This window comes from Enterocloster aldenensis, from assembly GCF_003434055.1.
Classification (GTDB): Bacteria; Bacillota; Clostridia; order Lachnospirales; family Lachnospiraceae; genus Enterocloster; species Enterocloster aldenensis.
On record NZ_QVEX01000001.1, the window covers coordinates 1 to 18,600 of the forward strand.

General features: G+C 53.0%; 14 protein-coding genes and 1 riboswitch. Of the genes, 6 read left to right on the forward strand and 8 right to left on the reverse strand.

Annotated elements, in window-relative coordinates:
• Positions 1-106 precede the first annotated feature (106 nt).
• The 4 genes from DWX59_RS00005 to DWX59_RS00020 all read right to left on the reverse strand — a co-directional run bounded on the left by DWX59_RS00005 (position 107) and on the right by DWX59_RS00020 (position 5,039).
• Positions 107-991 carry a ribokinase gene (locus DWX59_RS00005; protein WP_117555272.1) on the reverse strand — a complete coding sequence of 295 codons (885 nt, stop codon included), beginning with the start codon at positions 989-991 and terminating at the stop codon, positions 107-109.
• A 119-nt stretch (positions 992-1,110) separates the two neighbouring features.
• Positions 1,111-2,211 carry an alginate O-acetyltransferase AlgX-related protein gene (locus tag DWX59_RS00010; protein ID WP_117555273.1) on the reverse strand — a complete coding sequence of 367 codons (1,101 nt, stop codon included), beginning with the start codon at positions 2,209-2,211 and terminating at the stop codon, positions 1,111-1,113.
• Between the two features lie 21 nt (positions 2,212-2,232).
• Positions 2,233-3,645: an MBOAT family O-acyltransferase gene (locus DWX59_RS00015; RefSeq protein ID WP_117555274.1), complete on the reverse strand. Its 1,413-nt coding sequence runs from the start codon at positions 3,643-3,645 to the stop codon at positions 2,233-2,235.
• 32 nt (positions 3,646-3,677) lie between these two features.
• On the reverse strand, positions 3,678-5,039 hold the full coding sequence (locus DWX59_RS00020) for an MATE family efflux transporter (RefSeq protein WP_117557093.1): 1,362 nt from the start codon (positions 5,037-5,039) through the stop codon (positions 3,678-3,680).
• A gap of 448 nt (positions 5,040-5,487) precedes the next feature.
• Between DWX59_RS00020 and DWX59_RS00025 the strand changes: the two genes are divergently transcribed.
• Entirely contained in the window at positions 5,488-6,045 is a 558-nt protein-coding gene (locus tag DWX59_RS00025; RefSeq protein WP_117555275.1) for a manganese efflux pump MntP, read from the forward strand.
• 190 nt (positions 6,046-6,235) lie between these two features.
• Here DWX59_RS00025 and carB read toward each other — a convergent pair whose 3' ends face one another.
• The 3 genes from carB to DWX59_RS00040 form a co-directional block, all read right to left on the reverse strand.
• The gene (gene carB / locus DWX59_RS00030; protein ID WP_117555276.1) at positions 6,236-9,454 is read right to left on the reverse strand and encodes a carbamoyl-phosphate synthase large subunit; all 3,219 of its coding nucleotides are present in this window, start codon (positions 9,452-9,454) and stop codon (positions 6,236-6,238) included.
• Positions 9,454-10,608 (reverse strand): carbamoyl phosphate synthase small subunit, encoded by a 1,155-nt coding sequence (locus DWX59_RS00035; protein WP_117557095.1) that lies wholly within the window; start codon positions 10,606-10,608, stop codon positions 9,454-9,456. Before DWX59_RS00035 ends, carB begins: the two co-directional genes overlap by 1 nt.
• Positions 10,609-10,905: 297 nt before the next feature.
• The gene (locus DWX59_RS00040) at positions 10,906-12,156 is read right to left on the reverse strand and encodes a peptidoglycan-binding protein (RefSeq protein ID WP_117555277.1); all 1,251 of its coding nucleotides are present in this window, start codon (positions 12,154-12,156) and stop codon (positions 10,906-10,908) included.
• 148 nt (positions 12,157-12,304) lie between these two features.
• Positions 12,305-12,419: riboswitch (FMN riboswitch) on the forward strand.
• A gap of 322 nt (positions 12,420-12,741) precedes the next feature.
• On the opposite strand from DWX59_RS00040, the gene ribD reads away from it, so the two are divergent.
• The 4 genes from ribD to ribH are packed head-to-tail and all read left to right on the forward strand — an operon-like array spanning position 12,742 to position 16,271.
• On the forward strand, positions 12,742-13,854 hold the full coding sequence (gene ribD, locus DWX59_RS00050) for a bifunctional diaminohydroxyphosphoribosylaminopyrimidine deaminase/5-amino-6-(5-phosphoribosylamino)uracil reductase RibD (protein WP_117555279.1): 1,113 nt from the start codon (positions 12,742-12,744) through the stop codon (positions 13,852-13,854).
• Positions 13,836-14,486, forward strand: coding sequence for a riboflavin synthase (locus DWX59_RS00055; protein ID WP_117555280.1), 651 nt, complete (start codon positions 13,836-13,838; stop codon positions 14,484-14,486). Before ribD ends, DWX59_RS00055 begins: the two co-directional genes overlap by 19 nt.
• Before the next feature lie 33 nt (positions 14,487-14,519).
• Entirely contained in the window at positions 14,520-15,722 is a 1,203-nt protein-coding gene (locus DWX59_RS00060) for a bifunctional 3,4-dihydroxy-2-butanone-4-phosphate synthase/GTP cyclohydrolase II (RefSeq protein ID WP_117555281.1), read from the forward strand.
• A 42-nt stretch (positions 15,723-15,764) separates the two neighbouring features.
• Positions 15,765-16,271 carry a 6,7-dimethyl-8-ribityllumazine synthase gene (gene ribH, locus DWX59_RS00065; RefSeq protein ID WP_117555282.1) on the forward strand — a complete coding sequence of 169 codons (507 nt, stop codon included), beginning with the start codon at positions 15,765-15,767 and terminating at the stop codon, positions 16,269-16,271.
• On the opposite strand, the gene DWX59_RS00070 is transcribed toward ribH, so the two are convergent.
• Positions 16,249-17,556 carry an MATE family efflux transporter gene (locus DWX59_RS00070; RefSeq protein WP_117557097.1) on the reverse strand — a complete coding sequence of 436 codons (1,308 nt, stop codon included), beginning with the start codon at positions 17,554-17,556 and terminating at the stop codon, positions 16,249-16,251. The genes ribH and DWX59_RS00070 overlap by 23 nt on opposite strands.
• Before the next feature lie 280 nt (positions 17,557-17,836).
• Here DWX59_RS00070 and DWX59_RS00075 point away from each other — a divergent pair, with 280 nt between their 5' ends.
• Positions 17,837-18,565 (forward strand): phosphatase, encoded by a 729-nt coding sequence (locus tag DWX59_RS00075; protein ID WP_117555283.1) that lies wholly within the window; start codon positions 17,837-17,839, stop codon positions 18,563-18,565.
• The last annotated feature ends 35 nt before the right edge of the window (positions 18,566-18,600 follow it).

The window sequence follows — 18,600 nt, forward strand, 5'->3', positions numbered from 1 at the left end:
AAAAACTCCGACATACTCAACAGGCTAAAGCCCATAAACAAGGCAGAGACCGTGCAGCCCACGGCCGCCCAGCTCTGCCCCTGATTCCTAACCTCAATCCCAATTCCTAAAACCGGTCCACTTCCTCCTTACAGGGAATTGAAGGCGCTGCCCCTGGCCGTGAAACCGCAATGGCTGCCGCCTTAGCCGCCCATTCAAGCGCATCCGCGGCGTCCATGCCCTGGACCAGTCCTCCGATAAAGAATCCGGTAAAGGTATCCCCTGCCGCAGTTGTATCTGCCACCTTGACCTTGTATATGCCCTGCTTTAAGATCCGGTCCCCATCCCAGTAAAGGGAGCCGTCTCCGCCTAATGTCAGTACGATTTTGGCGGATGGGAACTTGGAGGACAGTTTTTTAAGAAGTTCCCCTCCCTCTCCCTGTTGGCCGCAGATATCCCCTGCCTCAATCTCATTTAACAGGAAATAGTCCACACACTCAAGGGGATAACCTGCAATCTTGTCATCCATGGGCGAGGGGTTCAGAACGATCTTCATCTGCTTTTCATGGGCCTTCTCCATGATATAGCCGATTTCGCTTATCTCATTCTGAAGCACCAGATAGTCCCCTGCCTCAAAATGGCTGATGACCTCATCCACCATTGCCTTTGTTATCATCTGGTTGGCGCCGCCGTATAAAAGGATACAGTTGCCCCCGTCCTTTGCCTTCTGGATGATGGCATGTCCTGTCTTTCCTTCCAGTACCGCAATCAGCTCTGTATTAACCCCTGCGCTTTTAAGCTGCCCTACCAGGAAATCCCCGTCCCCTGTACCGATTGCCCCTGCATGCCATACCGCTGCCCCGCTCCTGCTCAGGGCAATGGACTGGTTCAGTCCCTTTCCGCCTGAAAACACATTCATGGTTTCTGAGGATAATGTCTCCCCGCCTCTTACAAAATGATCCACGCTGTAGGTGTAATCAATATTCAATGACCCAAAATTCAAAATCTTCATGTCTGTCCCTCTCCTTTACTTAAAATATGCCAAGCCACTCCATCTGATTATACGATATTTCACCGGAATGCAAAAGTCTTTCTTCACCTTTTCTGCATAAATTTTACAATTTGTTCCTGTTAACCGGCATCCCCGGGCACCATTTTTGCCACATCCTGGGGAATCCTGGTCAAATCCCTCTCCACAATTTCATAAATCACTGCATCCGGCGGATTTTCCTCCAGCATGGTATAATCAAATGCCTGCCAGTGATAAAAATCCACATTGGCAAAATACCTGGGCAGCTTGTCCATCAGGGCCGTGCCAAAGGAGTCACGGATCACGGCAATGCGCCTGCTGTCCGGCGCCCCTGGCGTGGACATGTGGAGGATGTTCTTATCCCCCAGCACATCCTCCACATGGACGGCCAGATGGTCGCCAAAGCCAGTGATGACCGCAGTTTCATCACTGCAGTATTTTTCCGGCAGATGGAACAGGTTCACCAGGTCGCCGGGCGCCCCCTCCTCATAGGTTACGGTTACATCCTCTATGGGAACCCCGGTTCCCCCCAATGCTTCAATGATCATCTGGGAACCCACATATCCCCCTGCAAAGTTCCAGTGGGTATCTGTCTTATAGTACCATGTATAATCCCGGTTGGTATTAAAATACTCCCTGGGGTCCAGCACCGTGATACCGGAATGTTCCCTGAGATATTCCTCCAGCTGGGCAGGGCGGTTCCCATCCCATACCCGCTCATAACAGTCCGGCATATATTCCCTGTAAACGCCTTCCTTGTTGGGCGGGATCATCATGAGGAAGGGAATCCCCCTGCCCTCATAATAGTTGGCGGCCCGGATGATTTCATTGCCGATCATAGCCACATCGTCCTGATAAAAAGGCTCTGTGCCAAGGGCGTCAAACAAGCTCATCCCGCCTGCAAAAAAGTACCAGCCCTCTTTCCCCCGTATGACGTCCTGGGAATCCGCATAACCGAACAGCTTCAGGTTAAGCACAGAATTAATGCTCAGGAAACGGTTCCTGAACGCTGCATGGTCATTGATGTAGCTGTCCACTTCGGAAGGATATGCCTCAAAGTCCTTTGCCTGAAAAACCGGGAATTCAGCCAGGGTCCGGTTCTCCGCGCTGCCGCTGTCCCCGCTCCCCTTTACCAGCGGGAACAATAGGTTGGGGAGAAGCACAAGGGCCCAGAAGCCTCCAATCATTATTTTCTTTATCATAAATGTACTCCCTTATATGTGTCAGAATCTGAAGTAGATAAATGCCTGATAGGTGCTGCTTACCATCAAGACAGTGCATAACAGGAGAAGGCCCGCCATGACAGCCACATCCACCGCCCCCGTCTGTTCCCCGTCATACAGATGCTTTGTAAGCCCCGGGAACCGTTTCTGCACAGGCCCGCAAAAACAGACCGCCAGGATCAGCAGGAAGATAATCCGGTTGTCCATGAAAATCCTCAGGTTCCACAGCCCGGCCCTGGGCACCAGCATGGCTGTTGCCAGCACCTTGGCCTGATGCAGGCTCCCGGCCCTAAACAGCAGCCAGCCAAACATGACCACCAGCAGCGTATATACATGATTCAGGGCCTTGCAGGGATTCTTTTCCAGAATCCTGCCAATCCACAGCCGCTCCGCCACAATGAAGATCCCATAGTAAATCCCCCAGCAGATAAAATTCATACTGGCCCCATGCCACAGCCCGGTTGCCATGAATACCACAAACAGGTTGATGCAGGTCCTTGTAAGCCCCTTGCGGTTGCCGCCCAGGGGTATGTAGAGATACTGCTTAAACCAGGTGGACAGGGATATGTGCCACCTGCGCCAGAACTCGCTGATGGAGGCGGACAGGTACGGATAATTGAAGTTCTCCTGGTAGGTAAACCCAAACATCCGCCCCAGCCCGATTGCCATGTCCGAGTAACCGGAAAAATCATAATATATCTGTAAGCTGTAGAGCAGGATTGTAAACCAGACAACGGCCGTGCCCAGCTGTTCCAGGGGAAGTCCCCATATCCGGTCCACCACCTGCCCGAACATATTGGCAAATACCATTTTCTTGGCAAGGCCGTAAACAAACCTCCGGATGCCATATGCGTGCATGGAAATGCTTTCCCTGCGCCCTTCTATCTGCGGCTCCAATTCGTTGTATTTCACAATGGGGCCTGAAAGGATCTGCGGGAACAGGGATATGTACAGGGCCAGCCGGAATATATGTTTCTGGACCGGCTTCACGCCCCGGTATATGTCGGCAATATAAGAAACAGCCTGGAAGGTATAAAAGGAAATGCCAATCGGCAGCGCAATATTCCTGGGTGTGAAGCCCTCCTTTCCCAATACGGTATAGGCAAGCTCCAGGAAGAAATTAAAGTATTTGAAATATCCCAGAAGGCACAGATTGGCCCCGACGCAAACGGCCAGCGCTGCCCGCCTAAGGCCCTTCCTGCCCCCAGCCTTTCCAATTGCAAGGCCAAAGAGGTAATTGAACAGGATGGATAAGAGGACCAGCGCCACATACCGTGGCTCGCCCCAGCTGTAAAACAGAAGGCTGGCAATGAGCAGGACCGCATTTTTAATCTTCCTGCCCGGCGCCAGATAATAGATGAGGGCCAGTGCAGGAAGGAAAAACCACACAAACGTAAGTGAACTAAAAAGCATATGGTACTTCTACCTTTCTTTTGTATCGTATTCTACGCCAACGGCACCGCGTCCTGCCTTGGTATCTTCCTGCGTATCTTGCGGAAGGTAATCATATGGGCAATGGCCGTGATGGCCCAGGACACCGGATAGGACAGATAAAGCACGTCCAGGGAACGGTATGCCGCAAACACGGTAAATACCCACAGCACACGCAATCCGCAGGCGCCTGTCAGGGAAACGAACATGGGAATGACGGAATATCCAAGGCCGCGCAGGCTGCCCACCATACAGTCCATGATACCGCATAGGAAATAGGTGCCGCAGATGATTTCCAGCCTCAGCATGCCGTAGCGGAGCACCTGTGCATCCGAGGAATAGATGCCAAGCAGCAGGTCCCCGGCCAGCACGGCCGTTATCCCCAGCGTGATGCCCACCACGGTCACCACTGCCAGGCAGATATACATGATCCTGTTAATCCGGCTGTATTTCCTGCCGCCAAGATTCTGGCTGGTAAAGCTGAGATTGGTCTGGTACACCGCGTTCATGGCCGTATACACAAACCCCTCGATGTTGGCGGAAGCGGTGTTGCCGGCCATAGCAATGGATCCAAAGGAATTGACCGAGGACTGGATCAGCACATTGGATATGGAAAAGATGGCGCCCTGCATGCCGGCCGGAAGTCCAATCTTCACAATCCGCTTCAGTTTCTTTGGATGGATCCGCAGTTCCTTAAGGTTCAGCTTCAGTGCGCCCGGGGCCTCCATCAGGCTTTTCAGCACCAGAAGGGCTGACACATGCTCGGAGATGACGGTTGCCCATCCGACCCCGTCCACGCCCATCCCAAGTCCAATGACAAAAAACAGGTTCAGCGCCACATTGACCACGCCGGCCATGAACAGGAAATACAGGGGCCGTCTGGTATCCCCGATTGCCCTCAGTATGGCTGCGCCGAAGTTATAGACCATCAGCACCGGCATACCCAGGAAGTAAATCCTCATATAGAGCACGGCCTGGTCCAGCACATCATCCGGCGTTCCCATCAGATGGAGCAGGGGCCTGGCTGCAATCCCTCCCAGGATTACCAGGAAAAGCCCGCTTAACAGGCTTGTCAGCACGGCCGTGTGTACGGTCTCGCTCATGTCCTTTTCCCTCTGGCCGCCGTAATATTTGGCCACCAGGACATTAACGCCCACGGAAAGGCCCACAAACACATTAATCAGCAGATTGATAAGGGAGGAAGTGGAACCAACTGCCGCAAGGGCGCTGCTGCCGGCAAACCGGCCCACCACAATGATGTCCGCTGCATTGAACAGAAGCTGTAAAATACCTGACATCATTAAAGGAACGGAAAATAAAAGGATCTTGCTCAGAAGCGGGCCATCGCACATATCAATCTCATATGACTTTTTCATCTCACATAATATCTCCGTATATTCTGTATTCTGCCTGAACCAAGGCGCCCTGCGGCCGCGGCTTCCTGCCTCTTCCAGCCGGTTAAGGACCAGGGCGCGTCTGCGTAAGGAATCCATGGGACGCCAGGCATGCGTACGTTTTTCAGTTTAGCACAGGGGCTGTTTTTTTACAATGGATTGAGAATTTTTCTTGACATTTTCTTCCTGGTCACTTAAAATATAGCAAGTGATAAGGGAGTAGTTGGCATGGGTTGCATGTAATAAAGTCAACATACTGATAGGTGTCCTATCTGGCTTTATTTCAAATAATGAGACTTATCTACGGCATGGAGACCATATTTCCGGCAGTCTGCAGGGACCAGACCCCCGGTGGATACCGTATCCGGCCGTAGGTGGGTCTTTTTTTATACGCCGTTCCATATATTAAACAAGTACGGGAGGATTCACTATGTCATTAGCAGAGCTGTTTATCATTGCCGTGGGGCTGTCCATGGATGCATTCGCCGTCTCTGTCTGTAAGGGACTGGCCATGCCCAGGATGAACTGGAAAGGCGCATTTATCGTGGGCCTGTATTTCGGGGGTTTCCAGGCAGCCATGCCATTGCTGGGATACTTCCTTGGCTCCAGGTTCAGCATGGCCATCAAGGCGTATGACCACTGGGTTGCGTTTATCCTTCTGGCCCTCATAGGAGCCGGCATGATAAAGGAATCCCTGGAAAAAGACGCGGAATGCGCCAACGCCTCCCTGGATGTGCGGGAAATGGTCCTGCTCTCCGTGGCAACCAGCATCGATGCCCTGGCCGTAGGCGTTACCTTTGCATTTCTGGACGTGGACATTGTCCCCGCCGTGTCCTTTATCGGCGTGGTCACCTTTACCCTGTCCATGGTGGGCGTAAAGGCGGGGAATGTCTTTGGCTGCAGGTATAAGTCCAAGGCGGAACTGACCGGCGGCATCATCCTTATCCTCATGGGGATAAAGATACTGCTGGAGCACCTGGGGTTCTAAGGAAATGAAATACATGGATGGGATACAGCCGGGTATATCCGGGTATATCTGAGTATATCCGGGTGCCGCCGTCTACACCCGGAATTGACTGTCCGTGAAACCGGCCAGGGCCGTGTCTGAGAATCTAAGTGCAGGAATGACCTGCACGTTTGATTCTCAGACACGGCCCTGATTTTATCTCCATGCCCATTTATGCGTTCTTTACCGTGGCAATATCAATTAACGTCAGTTCCTTGGCCCGGTTCTCCAGACTGGTTACAAGGGCTGCCGCCGTATCCAGGGAAGTCAGCACATTTACGCCTGTCTCGATTGCGTTGCGGCGGATGATGAAGCCGTCGCGGCTGCGCTCGGCGCCCTGGGCCGGAATGTCGATGATCAGGTCAATCTGATGGCCCAGCACCAGGTCCAGTACATTGGGCGATTCCTGTTCCAGCTTGCGGATTTCATATGCCTTTACGCCGTTTTTATTCAGGGTCCTTGCGGTTCCCCGTGTGGCAAATATCTGATAACCCACTGCCGCGAACCTGCGGGCAATGTCCACTGCCTCTTCCTGGTCGCTGTGGCGCACGCTCATGATCATCTTCTTGTATTTGGGCAGACGGATCCCGGCTCCCTCAAATGCCTTGTACAGCGCCTCGTTAAAGGTCTTTGCAATGCCCAGACACTCGCCTGTGGACTTCATCTCCGGCCCAAGGCTGATGTCGGCGCCCCTGATTTTCTCAAAGGAGAACACGGGCATCTTGATGGCAATGTAATCCGCTGCCGGCTGAAGCCCCGGCCTGTAGCCCAGCTCCCTTATGGTGTGTCCGCAGATAATCTGGGTTGCCAGCGGAACAATGGGTATGCCTGTCACCTTGCTGATATAGGGCACGGTACGTGAGGAACGTGGGTTTACCTCGATGATATACACGTCGTCCCCGTCCACAATGAACTGGATGTTAATCATTCCCTTTACATGAAGGGCTCTTGCCAGTTTCTCGGTATAGTCCACAATGGTATCAATGTTGTGCTGCGTGATATCCATGGCCGGATACACGGATATGCTGTCGCCGGAATGGATCCCGGTGCGCTCAATATGCTGCATGATGCCCGGAATCAGGATGTCGGTGCCGTCACAGATGGCGTCCACCTCGATTTCCTTGCCCATGATGTATTTGTCCACAAGGATTGGGTGTTCCTGGGCAATCATGTTGATGATGCCGATGAATTCGTCAATGTCCTCGTCGCTGATGGCAATCTGCATGCCCTGTCCGCCCAGCACATAGGAAGGCCTTACCAGTACGGGATAGCCCAGTTCATGGGCTGCCCTTTTGGCCTCTTCTGCCGTGAATACGGTGTGTCCTGCCGGTCTTGGAATCCCGCACTGCTCCAGGATTTCGTCAAAACGTTCCCTGTCCTCTGCCGCATCCACATCCTCCGCAGCAGTGCCAAGGATGGGAACCCCCATTTTCATCAGGGCCTCTGTCAGCTTGATGGCTGTCTGCCCGCCGAACTGTACCACGGCTCCGTCCGGCTTCTCAATGTCCACGATGCTTTCCACATCCTCCGGGGTCAGGGGCTCAAAATACAGCTTGTCCGCAATATCAAAATCCGTGCTCACTGTCTCCGGATTGTTATTTACGATAATGGTCTCATAACCTTCCCGGCTGAACGCCCAGGTGCTGTGCACGGAACAGAAGTCAAATTCAATCCCCTGCCCGATACGGATGGGGCCGGATCCAAGGACCAGCACCTTTTTACGCCCTTCTGTCTTTTCTGCCTCGTTGATGCTTCCGAAACAGGAATAGTAATAAGGCGTCTCAGCTGCAAACTCAGCCGCGCAGGTGTCAACCATCTTGAATGCCGCCCGGATATCATTGTCATGGCGCTGCTTCTTGATTTCTTCCTGGGCAATTCCGGTAAGCCTTGCAATCACGTTATCCGGGAATTCAATCCTCTTGGCCTCTGCAAGAAGCTCCGCGGTCAGCCCGGCCTTGCCTTCCCCAACCGCCTTAAGGGCCTGTTCCATTTCCACCAGGATGGCAAGCTTGTCAATGAACCACAGGTCAATCCGTGTGATTTCATGGATATCTTCATAGGAAATGCCTCTGCGCAGGGCCTCGGCAATCCTCCAGATCCTCATGTCGTCCACCTTTTCCAGCTGTTCCCTCAGCTCACTGTCAGTAAGTCCGGTAAAGTCATAGGACAGGAGGCAGTCCACATGCTGTTCCAGGGAACGGATTGCCTTCATCAGTCCGCCTTCAAAGTTGGTGCAGATACTCATGACCTCGCCGGTGGCCTTCATCTGGGTTCCCAGGGTACGCTTGGCGCTTATGAATTTATCGAACGGGAGCCTTGGCATCTTGACCACGCAGTAATCCAGCATTGGCTCAAAGCTTGCGTATGTCTTTTTTGTGACCGCGTTCTTAATCTCATCCAGGGTATAACCCAGGGCAATCTTGGCAGCAACCTTGGCAATGGGGTATCCGGTTGCCTTGCTGGCCAGTGCCGAGGAACGGCTTACCCGGGGGTTTACCTCGATGACGCAGTACTCAAAGCTGTCCGGGTTCAGGGCATACTGCACATTGCAGCCGCCGGTAATCCCCAGTTCGCTGATGATATTCAGGGCCGAGGTACGTAACATCTGGTATTCCTTATCGCCCAGGGTCTGTGAAGGAGCCACCACGATACTGTCGCCGGTATGGACGCCCACCGGGTCAATGTTTTCCATATTACATACCGTAATCACATTGCCGGCGCCGTCGCGCATGACCTCGTACTCGATTTCCTTCCAGCCCGCGATGCAGCGCTCCACCAGGACCTGCCCCACCCGTGAAAGCCTGAGGCCGTTTTCCAGGATTTCGGCGCACTGTTCCGGATTATGGGCAATACCGCCGCCGGATCCGCCCAGGGTATAGGCCGGACGGAGCACCACGGGATAACCGATCTGCGCCGCAATCTCCAGGCCGTGCTTCACATCCTCCACAATGTCGGAAGGAGCCACCGGCTCGCCGATTTTCTCCATGGTTTCCTTAAACATCTCACGGTCTTCCGCCTTCTTGATGGTCAGGGCCGTGGTGCCGATCAGGCGTACATCGTGTTCCTTTAAAAAGCCTGCGTCCTCCAGCTCCATGGCCAGGTTAAGACCAGCCTGTCCGCCCAGGGTGGGCAGCACGCTGTCCGGCTTTTCCTTTAATATAAGCTGTTCCACCACTTCCACGGTCAGGGGTTCAATGTAAACCCGGTCCGCAATGTCCTTATCCGTCATGATGGTGGCGGGGTTGGAGTTTAAAAGCACCACCTCCACGCCCTCTTCCTTTAAGGAACGGCAGGCCTGGGTGCCTGCATAATCAAACTCGGCGGCCTGTCCGATGATGATTGGGCCGGAGCCAAGTACAAGGACTTTCTTAATATCAGGATTCTTTGGCATCAGTCATTCACCTCCATCATTTTCAGGAAACGGTCAAACAGGTAACCGGAATCCAGTGGTCCGGGGCAGGCCTCGGGGTGGTACTGCACCGTGAAAATATTCTTGCCCACATATTTAAGCCCCTCGTTGGTTCCGTCATTTACATTCACAAAAGCAGGAACCGCGATATCCGGGGGCACGGTCTCCATATCCACCACATAACCATGGTTCTGGGAGGAAATGTACACCCTTCCTGTCTCCAGGTCCTTAACAGGATGGTTGCCTCCCCTGTGTCCGTATTTTAACTTATAAGTATCCATGCCATTGGCCAGCGCCATAAGCTGGTGTCCCAGGCAGATGGCAAAAATCGGCACATCCGATGCATAAAGTTTCTTTATTTCTTCTATGACAGCCGTATTCTCCTTGGGGTCACCAGGGCCGTTGCTGAGCATGATGCCGTCAGGGCAGGCTGCCAGCACTTCCTCTGCCCGGGTGTCTGCGGGATATACGGTAACCTCACAGCCAAGGCGGTTCAGTGAGCGGGCAATGTTCTTCTTTGCGCCGTAATCCATAAGGGCCACCCTTTTGCCGGCGCCCGGAAAGCAATTGGCAGAAGGGCCATTCTTGCCGGAAAGGCCGCTGTTGCCGGAAAGGCCGCTGTCCGAAAGGCTTTTTCCAGGAAGCACATATTTCTCCTTTGTGGTGGTCTTCATGACCACGCCGGATACGCAATGCTCTTTCATACGCTTTATGGGCCCGCTTAAATCGGTATATTCCCTGGTGGTAATCATACCGTTCATGGTGCCTTTTTCTCTTAAGATTTTGGTAAGGGCTCTTGTATCGATACCGCAGATACCGGGAATGTCGTGGCATTTTAAGAAGTTCTGGATGGTATCCTCGCTACGGAAGTTGCTGGGGATTCTTGATAATTCTCTTACAATATAGCCGTCCGGCCAGGGTTTTGCTGATTCCATGTCTTCATGGCAGATTCCGTAATTGCCAATAAGGGGATATGTCATGACAACTGTCTGTCCCGCGTAAGACGGATCGGTCAGCACTTCCAGATAACCGGTCATTGATGTGTTAAACACGATTTCACTGATAACTTCACGCTCTGAACCAATACTTGTCCCGGTGAATACAGTTCCATCTTCCAGTATGAGGTATGCTTTCATATGGGGGTACCTGTCCTTTCTTATGTGTTTGCTCATGGGCCAAGTCATCTCAGCCCAAATTGTAAAGATTATACTGTATTTCGATTTATTATTCAATAGCTTTAGGGGCTAAATTTTTTTGTTGTAATCTAATAGTTTTTAAGGCGGGCAACAGGGAACAGCGGAAGGCAGACAGGGCCCGTGCTGGCGGTTGTCCGGCGGGCTTTGGTAGTTTCTGGACAGGCTTTTCACGGTTTTCCGGCGGGCTTATGGCAGCCGGGAATCGGCAGCCATAAGCCCGCCTGTAGGTTGTATTCCCTACACCAGTTCCGCAATCCTTGTTATCCCTACATAGATATGGGATATCCTATACCAGGTCGCAAAGTCCACCACACCGGTCTGGGGAAGCCCGAATATGGACTGGAACTCCCTTACCGCGTCCGCTGTCCTCTGCCCATAGATACCATCCGGGGTCACCCTTGGGATGGCGGAATACACCGTTGCAATCATATCCAGCTGCTCCTGCATCTGGCGCACCTTATCCCCTGTGCTGCCAATGGTCAGGTCATTTCCGGGCCAGGATGCCGGGATACCGGATATCTGTTCTGCTGTGTTGACGTAGATGCTGTCGCCGTAAAAATAGCGGAGGATTTCAATGGGGCTGTACCCCTGCTCTCCCAGGGAGCATGACCCCCACTGGGTCATCCAGTTGGGACACTGTACCTGGCGCCCGTCGCAGTACTGGGTCAGGATGGGCTGGCGCACGCCCGGCCTGGACAGGTAATTGTCAAATATCTCATCCACTACCAGGGAAATGCTCTCAAATATGTTCCTGCCGTATATCCATTTGTGGTCAAAGGCAGTGGAGGATGTGATGGTAAAATCATATCCCTGGTTCCTGTACCACTCCGTATAAACGCGGTTCAGGGTAAATGACATGATGGCCAGCACATTGGCCGTGATGGTGGCCCTGGGCCAGGTGGAATAGATTTCACTGGAAGCTACATTTTTAATGTAATCCCTGTAAGGCACATAATAATCCTTTGCCGTCCGGTCTGTTGGCGCACCGTCATGGACCACCACGGTCTGCGGAACCACCACACGGCTTAATACGATTTCCCCGCTTTCATTCACAGGCTTTATCTCTGCCTCCGCAATCTTGGGCGGATAATTCCCATAGAGCGTGTGGTCCGGGATTACGATTGGGTTCTCGGGAGGCGTTCCCTCCCCTGCCGGTGTCAGGCTGACTGGCTGGATAGCCGTGGAGTCAGCCAGTATCTCGGTTCCCGATACCTCCACCGGGTCAAATCCCTCAGCCTCCACGGTCAGGTTGTATTCCGAATATGGCTGGATGATGCCTGGTTCCAGGCTCAGTTCCACCGGAGGCGCCGGAAGGGAGACGGTCTCTGTCTGGCCTGAACTATTGGTCTGAAGCTGTTCCAGGGCGCTTGCAGGCTCTCCCTTATAGCTGATTGTAACCCTGGCATTCTGGATGGGAAAGTTGTTCTGGATGTTGATTACATTAATCTGCAGCATTCCACTGGATGTCCGTTCTGGATTGGTTGCCATGTAATACCTCATAATCTCTTATCATTACCTAAATATAAGCAGTGCCTTCTTATTATATGCATGTCCGGGCCGGAAAAAGAAATTTAAGATTTTTCCGGAACTGCTTGACATCCGCCCTCTGCCTGTCTATAATAACACTCAATTGAATCAATATCTTCAGGGCAGGGTGCGATTCCCTACCGGTGGTACAGCCCACGAGCCGCAAGGCATGATTCGGTGTGATTCCGAAGCCGACAGTATAGTCTGGATGAAAGAAGATGGACATGGATGTTTTATGATGGATGGATTATCGGATTATCCCGGCCAGTATTCCCGGGATGGATTGGATGAGCGGTTCCGTCCATATAGATGTTAATGGCTGCCCTGGTATGATGTCATACCGGGGCTTTTTTAACATAACATGCAAAACAGGCCATATTATGTTAATTTCATGGGATTGGTGCATTGGATGGATGATGGATGCATCCCAATCCATATACGGTATTGACATATCCTAAGGATTACTCCCCCGCCCTGGACAATATGTTCAAGGCGTTTTTTATTTCATCCTTATACATTTTCCCATTACACAAAGGAGGTGTCGAAATGTGGGAAACAACCGATAACACCTGCATGGGCCTTGCCCTTTCCCTTGCAGCCAAAGGAGAAGGGCGGGTAAACCCCAATCCCCTGGTGGGCGCTGTCATTGTCAGGGACGGCGCTGTCATCGGCCAGGGATACCACGCCTTTTTCGGCGGTCCCCACGCTGAACGGGCTGCCCTTGACTCCCTGACCGCGCCGGCCAACGGGGCCGTGCTCTATGTCACCTTAGAGCCATGCTGCCATCATGGCAAAACCCCGCCCTGCACGGATGCCATCATAAAAAGCGGCATCCGCCGGGTGGTCATCGGCGCCAGTGACCCCAATCCGCTGGTTGCAGGAAAAGGGATGGCTGTGCTTAGGAGCAGCGGAATCGAAGTAATCCAGGGCGTTTTAGAGGAGGAATGCATCCGGCAGAACGAGGTATTCTTCCACTTTATCCGCAGCAGACAGCCATATGTGGTCATGAAATACGCCATGACCATGGACGGAAAGACGTCCACATCCAGCCGTCAGTCCAAATGGATTACCGGGGAACAGGCCCGGGAACATGTCCATAAGACCAGGAACCGGTTGAGCGCTGTCATGACCGGGCTTGGAACCATCCTTGCAGATGACCCGCAGTTAACCTGCCGGATCCCGGACGGAAGGAATCCGGCGCGTATCATCTGCGATACCCATCTCAGGACACCACTTACATCAAATGTAATCATCACGGCCCCCCATGTCAGGACCATCCTGGCCACCTGCTGCCAGGACCCAGATGCCATGGCGCCCTATGAGGATGCGGGCTGTGAAATCCTGGTCCTTCCTGAAAAGGACGGCCACACGGATCTGCAGGTCCTGATGAAACGCCTGGGCGGGATGGATATTGACAGCATCCTGCTGGAAGGAGGCAGCGCCCTTAACTGGTCTGCGCTGGACCAGGGCATTGTCCATAAGCTTCAGGCCTACATTGCCCCTAAGGTTTTCGGCGGCCAAAAGGGTCTGTCCCCCATAGGCGGGACAGGGGTGGGAATGCCTGAATCGGCTTTCCTGCTGGATTCCCCCAGGATTACGGTCCTTGGCAGGGATATCCTATTAGAAAGCGGGGTGGTTCCATGTTCACAGGCATCATAGAGGAAACAGGAATCCTGGTGTCCTCTGCCCGCGGCCCCCGCTCCTGTGTGCTAAACATCAGGGCGCGCGCTGTCCTGGATGGCACCGGGCCAGGTGACAGCATCGCGGTTAACGGCGTATGCCTCACTGCAGCCACTGTCTCACCAACCGGTTTCACGGCTGATGTCATGCCGGAAACCTTGGCACGTACCGGACTTGGGTCCATGAAACCCGGCGCCCTTGTGAACCTGGAGCGGGCAATGGCTGCAGACGGGCGGTTTGGCGGACATATTGTTTCCGGCCACATTGACGGCACCGGAACCATTTCCATGGTAAAGCGGGACGGCAATGCCATCTGGTATACGGTGGACACTTCCCCCTGCATCCTGGACTTCATCATTGAAAAAGGCTCCATTGCCATGGATGGGATCAGCCTCACCGTTGCCAGTGTAACGGACCAGAACTTCCGTGTATCGGTCATCCCGCACACTGCCAGCCATACAAACCTGGTCCATAAGGCAGTGGGCGACACGGTGAATCTGGAAAATGACTGTGTGGGGAAATACATTGCAAAACTGCACAAAGGCACGGGCCGCAGCAGCCACCCCCGGTCCGGTGTCACAGAGGAATTCTTATTGAAAAATGGTTTCTGATTATACGGATTTATAACAAAGGAGGTTATTATCATGTTTCACTTCAGCACGGTTGAAGAAGCCCTGGACAGCCTGCGCAAAGGCAGGATCATCCTGGTCACGGATGATGAGGACAGGGAAAATGAGGGCGATTTTATCTGTGCCGCCCAGTATGCCACCACGGAAAATGTCAATTTCATGGCGGTACACGGCAAAGGACTTATCTGCATGCCCATGAGCCGGGAACTCTGCCAGAAGCTTGCATTCCCACAGATGGTAACAGACAACGGCGATAACCACGAAACGGCATTTACGGTATCCGTGGACCACATAAGCACAACCACCGGCATTTCAGCAGAAGAACGCGGGTCCACGGCCCGGTTCTGTGCGGACGCGGACGCAAAACCTGAGGATTTCCGCAGGCCTGGCCATATGTTCCCCCTAATGGCAAAGAAAAACGGCGTCCTGGAGCGCCCCGGCCACACAGAGGCCACCGTGGACCTGATGCGTCTGGCCGGTCTTAAAGAATGCGGCCTTTGCTGCGAAATCATGAAGGAGGACGGCACCATGATGCGCACACCCCAGCTCATGGAACTGGCCGCAGAATGGGGTCTTGCAATCACCACCATAAAAGCAATACAGGACTACCGTAAACAACATGAGTGTCTGGTGGAACTCATGGCCTGCACCAAGATGCCCACGCGTTACGGGATTTTCCGCGCTTACGGCTACGTGAACAAGCTAAACGGCGAGCACCATGTTGCGCTTGTGAAGGGAGAAATCGGGGATGGCAGGGACCTTCTATGCCGCGTACACTCCGAATGCCTGACAGGCGATGCATTCGGCTCCATGCGCTGCGACTGCGGGCAGCAGTTTGCAGCCGCCATGAAACAGATTGAACAGGAAGGCCGGGGCATCCTGCTCTACATGCGCCAGGAAGGACGGGGCATTGGCCTGATCAACAAGTTAAAGGCATATGAACTTCAGGACAATGGGATGGATACCCTGGAAGCCAACCTGGCCCTGGGATTTAAAGGCGATCTGCGGGAGTATTACATTGGCGCCCAGATTCTAAAGGACCTGGGCGCCAGGACCCTGCGGCTTTTGACCAATAACCCGGATAAGGTGTACCAGCTTTCCGGATTTGGGATTGACATAATAAAACGCGTGCCCATCCAGATGGACCCTACCAGCCATGACCTTTTTTACCTGAAGACCAAACAGAAAAAGATGGGGCACATCCTGCACTATTCCTGACATCCTTATACTAAAACCATGATTATAGAAGGAGAATCCATTATGAATGTATATGAAGGAAAACTGATACCTGGCAAAATAAAGGTAGGCATCGTAGCCGCCCGCTTTAACGAATTCATCACCTCCAGGCTCTTAAGCGGCGCCCTGGACGGATTAAGACGTCATGAGGTTGGGGATGAGGACATTGACATTGCATGGGTGCCCGGGGCCTTTGAGATTCCGCTGGCAGCTTCCAAAATGGCTTCCAGCAGCCGATATGACGCCGTCATCTGCCTTGGGGCCGTCATCCGCGGCAGCACAAGCCACTATGACTATGTATGCAGCGAGGTTTCCAAGGGAATCGCCCATGTTTCCCTTACAAGCGGGATTCCGGTGATGTTCGGCGTGCTGACCACGGAAACTATCGAACAGGCCATTGAACGCGCCGGCTCCAAGGCCGGCAACAAGGGTTATGAATGCGCGGTGGGAGCCATTGAGATGGCGGACCTGATGCGCAGGATGGCGGGAATGAATTTTCAAACAGACCCTAGGGTGTGCCAGCCCTCATAATACCCGCCGCGGACACCACACAGGCCGCGGCCTCAGCCAATACAAATGAAAGCCACACTCCATCCATCCCCCATATGCCGGGCAGCAGGAATGCAAGAGGGATGATGGCCAGGCATCCCCTGACAATGGATATGCAAAATGCCTTCCCGGTTTCCACCACAGCGCTTAAAAAAGCCGCGCTGACAATATTGACCCCTGCAAAGAGGAATCCTGCAAAATACAGCTGGATTCCCCGCCGTGCAATGGGAACCAGATCCTGGCTGCCTTCGCTGTTAAATATGGCGATGATTCCCTGCCAGCATGTGTTGGCGCCAGCATAGATACACACCGACAGCACAATGGAAAGCATGGCCCCATACCGGAACACAAGCTTCAGGGCATTTCCATCCCCTGCCCCATAACTGCGGCTTGCCAGGGGCTGCAGCCCCTGGGCAATCCCTGTGAATACAGCGGCCACCACCAGGGCCAGGTTTGCCACGATCCCGTAGGCCGCCACCCCGGTATTGCCTGCAAGGGACAGGATGACCAGATTGAACACCATAAGTACGATGCCCGAGGACAGTTCTGTTATAAAGGATGACACGCCCGGCGAAAGGATGGATATGGCTTCCCTCAGGCTCCATCTGCATCTTAAGATGGACAGGGTGCTCTTTTTACTGAACAGGTGCAGTGAGAGCACTCCCATGCTGATGACAGGAGCCAGCCCGGTTGCAATTGCCGCGCCGGACATACCCATGGAAAACGGGAACATGAACAGGTAGTCCAAAGCAATATTGGCCAGGCTGCCTGTTAGCATGGCTGCCATGGACAGCCTGGGATTCCCGTCATTGCGGACAAAGGCCAGCAGGGTATTGTTCATGATGAAACACGGCGCAAAACAGAGGATGACGCGCAGATATGCCGTTGTTTTGTCCATGGTATCCGCATCCGCCCCCAAAAGGGCTGCAATGGCAGGCACGCAAAAAAGCCCCGCCAGAAGGAACACGCCTCCGGCGGCCAGCGCCAGTCCCACGGTCCTTGTGTATACCCGCCTTGCCTCATTTTCATGTCCCTGGAACATGAAAATGGAGAACCGGGTGCCTCCCCCGGCGCCCATCATAAGACCGGTGGCATTGATGACGCTGTACACGGAAATAGCCAGGTTAAGGGCGGCCAGGCCGCTGGTCCCCAGTGCTTTGGACACAAAATATGTATCTGCCAGGATATAACATGACAACCCGATCATCCCCAGCACGTTAAGCCCCACATACCTGAAAAATTCACGAAATATGCTGTTCTTTCCCATCTTCATCCTCCATATCCGGCTGGCAGCCAGCGTTTCTTGAACCGATTCCTGCCAGGCCAGTTCTGTTTCCAGACATATTTTCCCGAAAAAAAGCCCGGACACATTCCTTCTTTGACCTACTGGAATGTGTTCAGGCACATAAGCGCTGCATACCCGGTGGCAGGCAGCTGTGTTTACTTATTCATATAATGGTAAAGTCTATCATAAACCTGTGTTTTTATCAAGGATTTGTGATAGACTATACAGTAAATATTTTATGACTGGAAATGAGGGATCCTATATGAAACCAATTGAACTTGATGTCCACACCCATACGGTTGCCAGCGGGCATGCCTACGCAACACTCACCGAGATGGCAAAGGCTGCTTCCCAAAAGGGACTTAAGCTGCTTGGCATTACCGAGCACACCAAAGGCATTGCCGGAACCTGCGAGGACATTTACTTTGTCAACCTGAAGGTGGTGCCCAGGCAGATGTTTGGAATAGAACTGATGCTTGGGGCTGAAATCAATATCCTGGATTACAAGGGCACCTTAAGCCTTGGCAAACAATACATGAAACACCTGGACCTGAGGATAGCCGGCATCCACAAGATGTGCTATAAGCCAGGCACCCCAAGACAGAACACAGACGCGGTGCTGGGCGCCATTGCCAATCCGGAGGTGGATATCATCAGCCATCCGGACGACGGGACATGCCCTCTGATTTATGAGGAAATCGTCAAGGCTGCCAAAAGCTGCCACACCCTGCTGGAAGTAAACAACAATTCCCTGCGCACCCCCACGCGCAAAAATGTCCATGAAAATGTACTCACCTTTTTAAATCTCTGCAAAAAGCACCGTGTGCCTGTCATTGCCAGCAGCGATGCACATTATACTGCGGATATCGCCAACCTGGACCATGCCATTCCCATATTGGAGGAAGCGGATTTCCCCCAGGATCTGGTGGTGAATTATAGTCTGGAACAGTTTAAGGAATATATTGCTTATAACAGGGCCCACTCCCAGTGAATACGGACTGTCTCCATAAAACCGCATGAATATAG

What these genes read in the sequence shown, in the direction of transcription:
- DWX59_RS00005 (WP_117555272.1), bottom strand. Translation starts at nt 991, where the DNA reads ATGAAGATTTTGAATTTTGGGTCATTGAATATTGATTACACCTACAGC.
- DWX59_RS00010 (WP_117555273.1), bottom strand. Translation starts at nt 2,211, where the DNA reads ATGATAAAGAAAATAATGATTGGAGGCTTCTGGGCCCTTGTGCTTCTC.
- DWX59_RS00015 (WP_117555274.1), bottom strand. Translation starts at nt 3,645, where the DNA reads ATGCTTTTTAGTTCACTTACGTTTGTGTGGTTTTTCCTTCCTGCACTG.
- DWX59_RS00020 (WP_117557093.1), bottom strand. Translation starts at nt 5,039, where the DNA reads ATGAAAAAGTCATATGAGATTGATATGTGCGATGGCCCGCTTCTGAGC.
- DWX59_RS00025 (WP_117555275.1), top strand. Translation starts at nt 5,488, where the DNA reads ATGTCATTAGCAGAGCTGTTTATCATTGCCGTGGGGCTGTCCATGGAT.
- carB (WP_117555276.1), bottom strand. Translation starts at nt 9,454, where the DNA reads ATGCCAAAGAATCCTGATATTAAGAAAGTCCTTGTACTTGGCTCCGGC.
- DWX59_RS00035 (WP_117557095.1), bottom strand. Translation starts at nt 10,608, where the DNA reads ATGAAAGCATACCTCATACTGGAAGATGGAACTGTATTCACCGGGACA.
- DWX59_RS00040 (WP_117555277.1), bottom strand. Translation starts at nt 12,156, where the DNA reads ATGGCAACCAATCCAGAACGGACATCCAGTGGAATGCTGCAGATTAAT.
- ribD (WP_117555279.1), top strand. Translation starts at nt 12,742, where the DNA reads ATGTGGGAAACAACCGATAACACCTGCATGGGCCTTGCCCTTTCCCTT.
- DWX59_RS00055 (WP_117555280.1), top strand. Translation starts at nt 13,836, where the DNA reads ATGTTCACAGGCATCATAGAGGAAACAGGAATCCTGGTGTCCTCTGCC.
- DWX59_RS00060 (WP_117555281.1), top strand. Translation starts at nt 14,520, where the DNA reads ATGTTTCACTTCAGCACGGTTGAAGAAGCCCTGGACAGCCTGCGCAAA.
- ribH (WP_117555282.1), top strand. Translation starts at nt 15,765, where the DNA reads ATGAATGTATATGAAGGAAAACTGATACCTGGCAAAATAAAGGTAGGC.
- DWX59_RS00070 (WP_117557097.1), bottom strand. Translation starts at nt 17,556, where the DNA reads ATGGGAAAGAACAGCATATTTCGTGAATTTTTCAGGTATGTGGGGCTT.
- DWX59_RS00075 (WP_117555283.1), top strand. Translation starts at nt 17,837, where the DNA reads ATGAAACCAATTGAACTTGATGTCCACACCCATACGGTTGCCAGCGGG.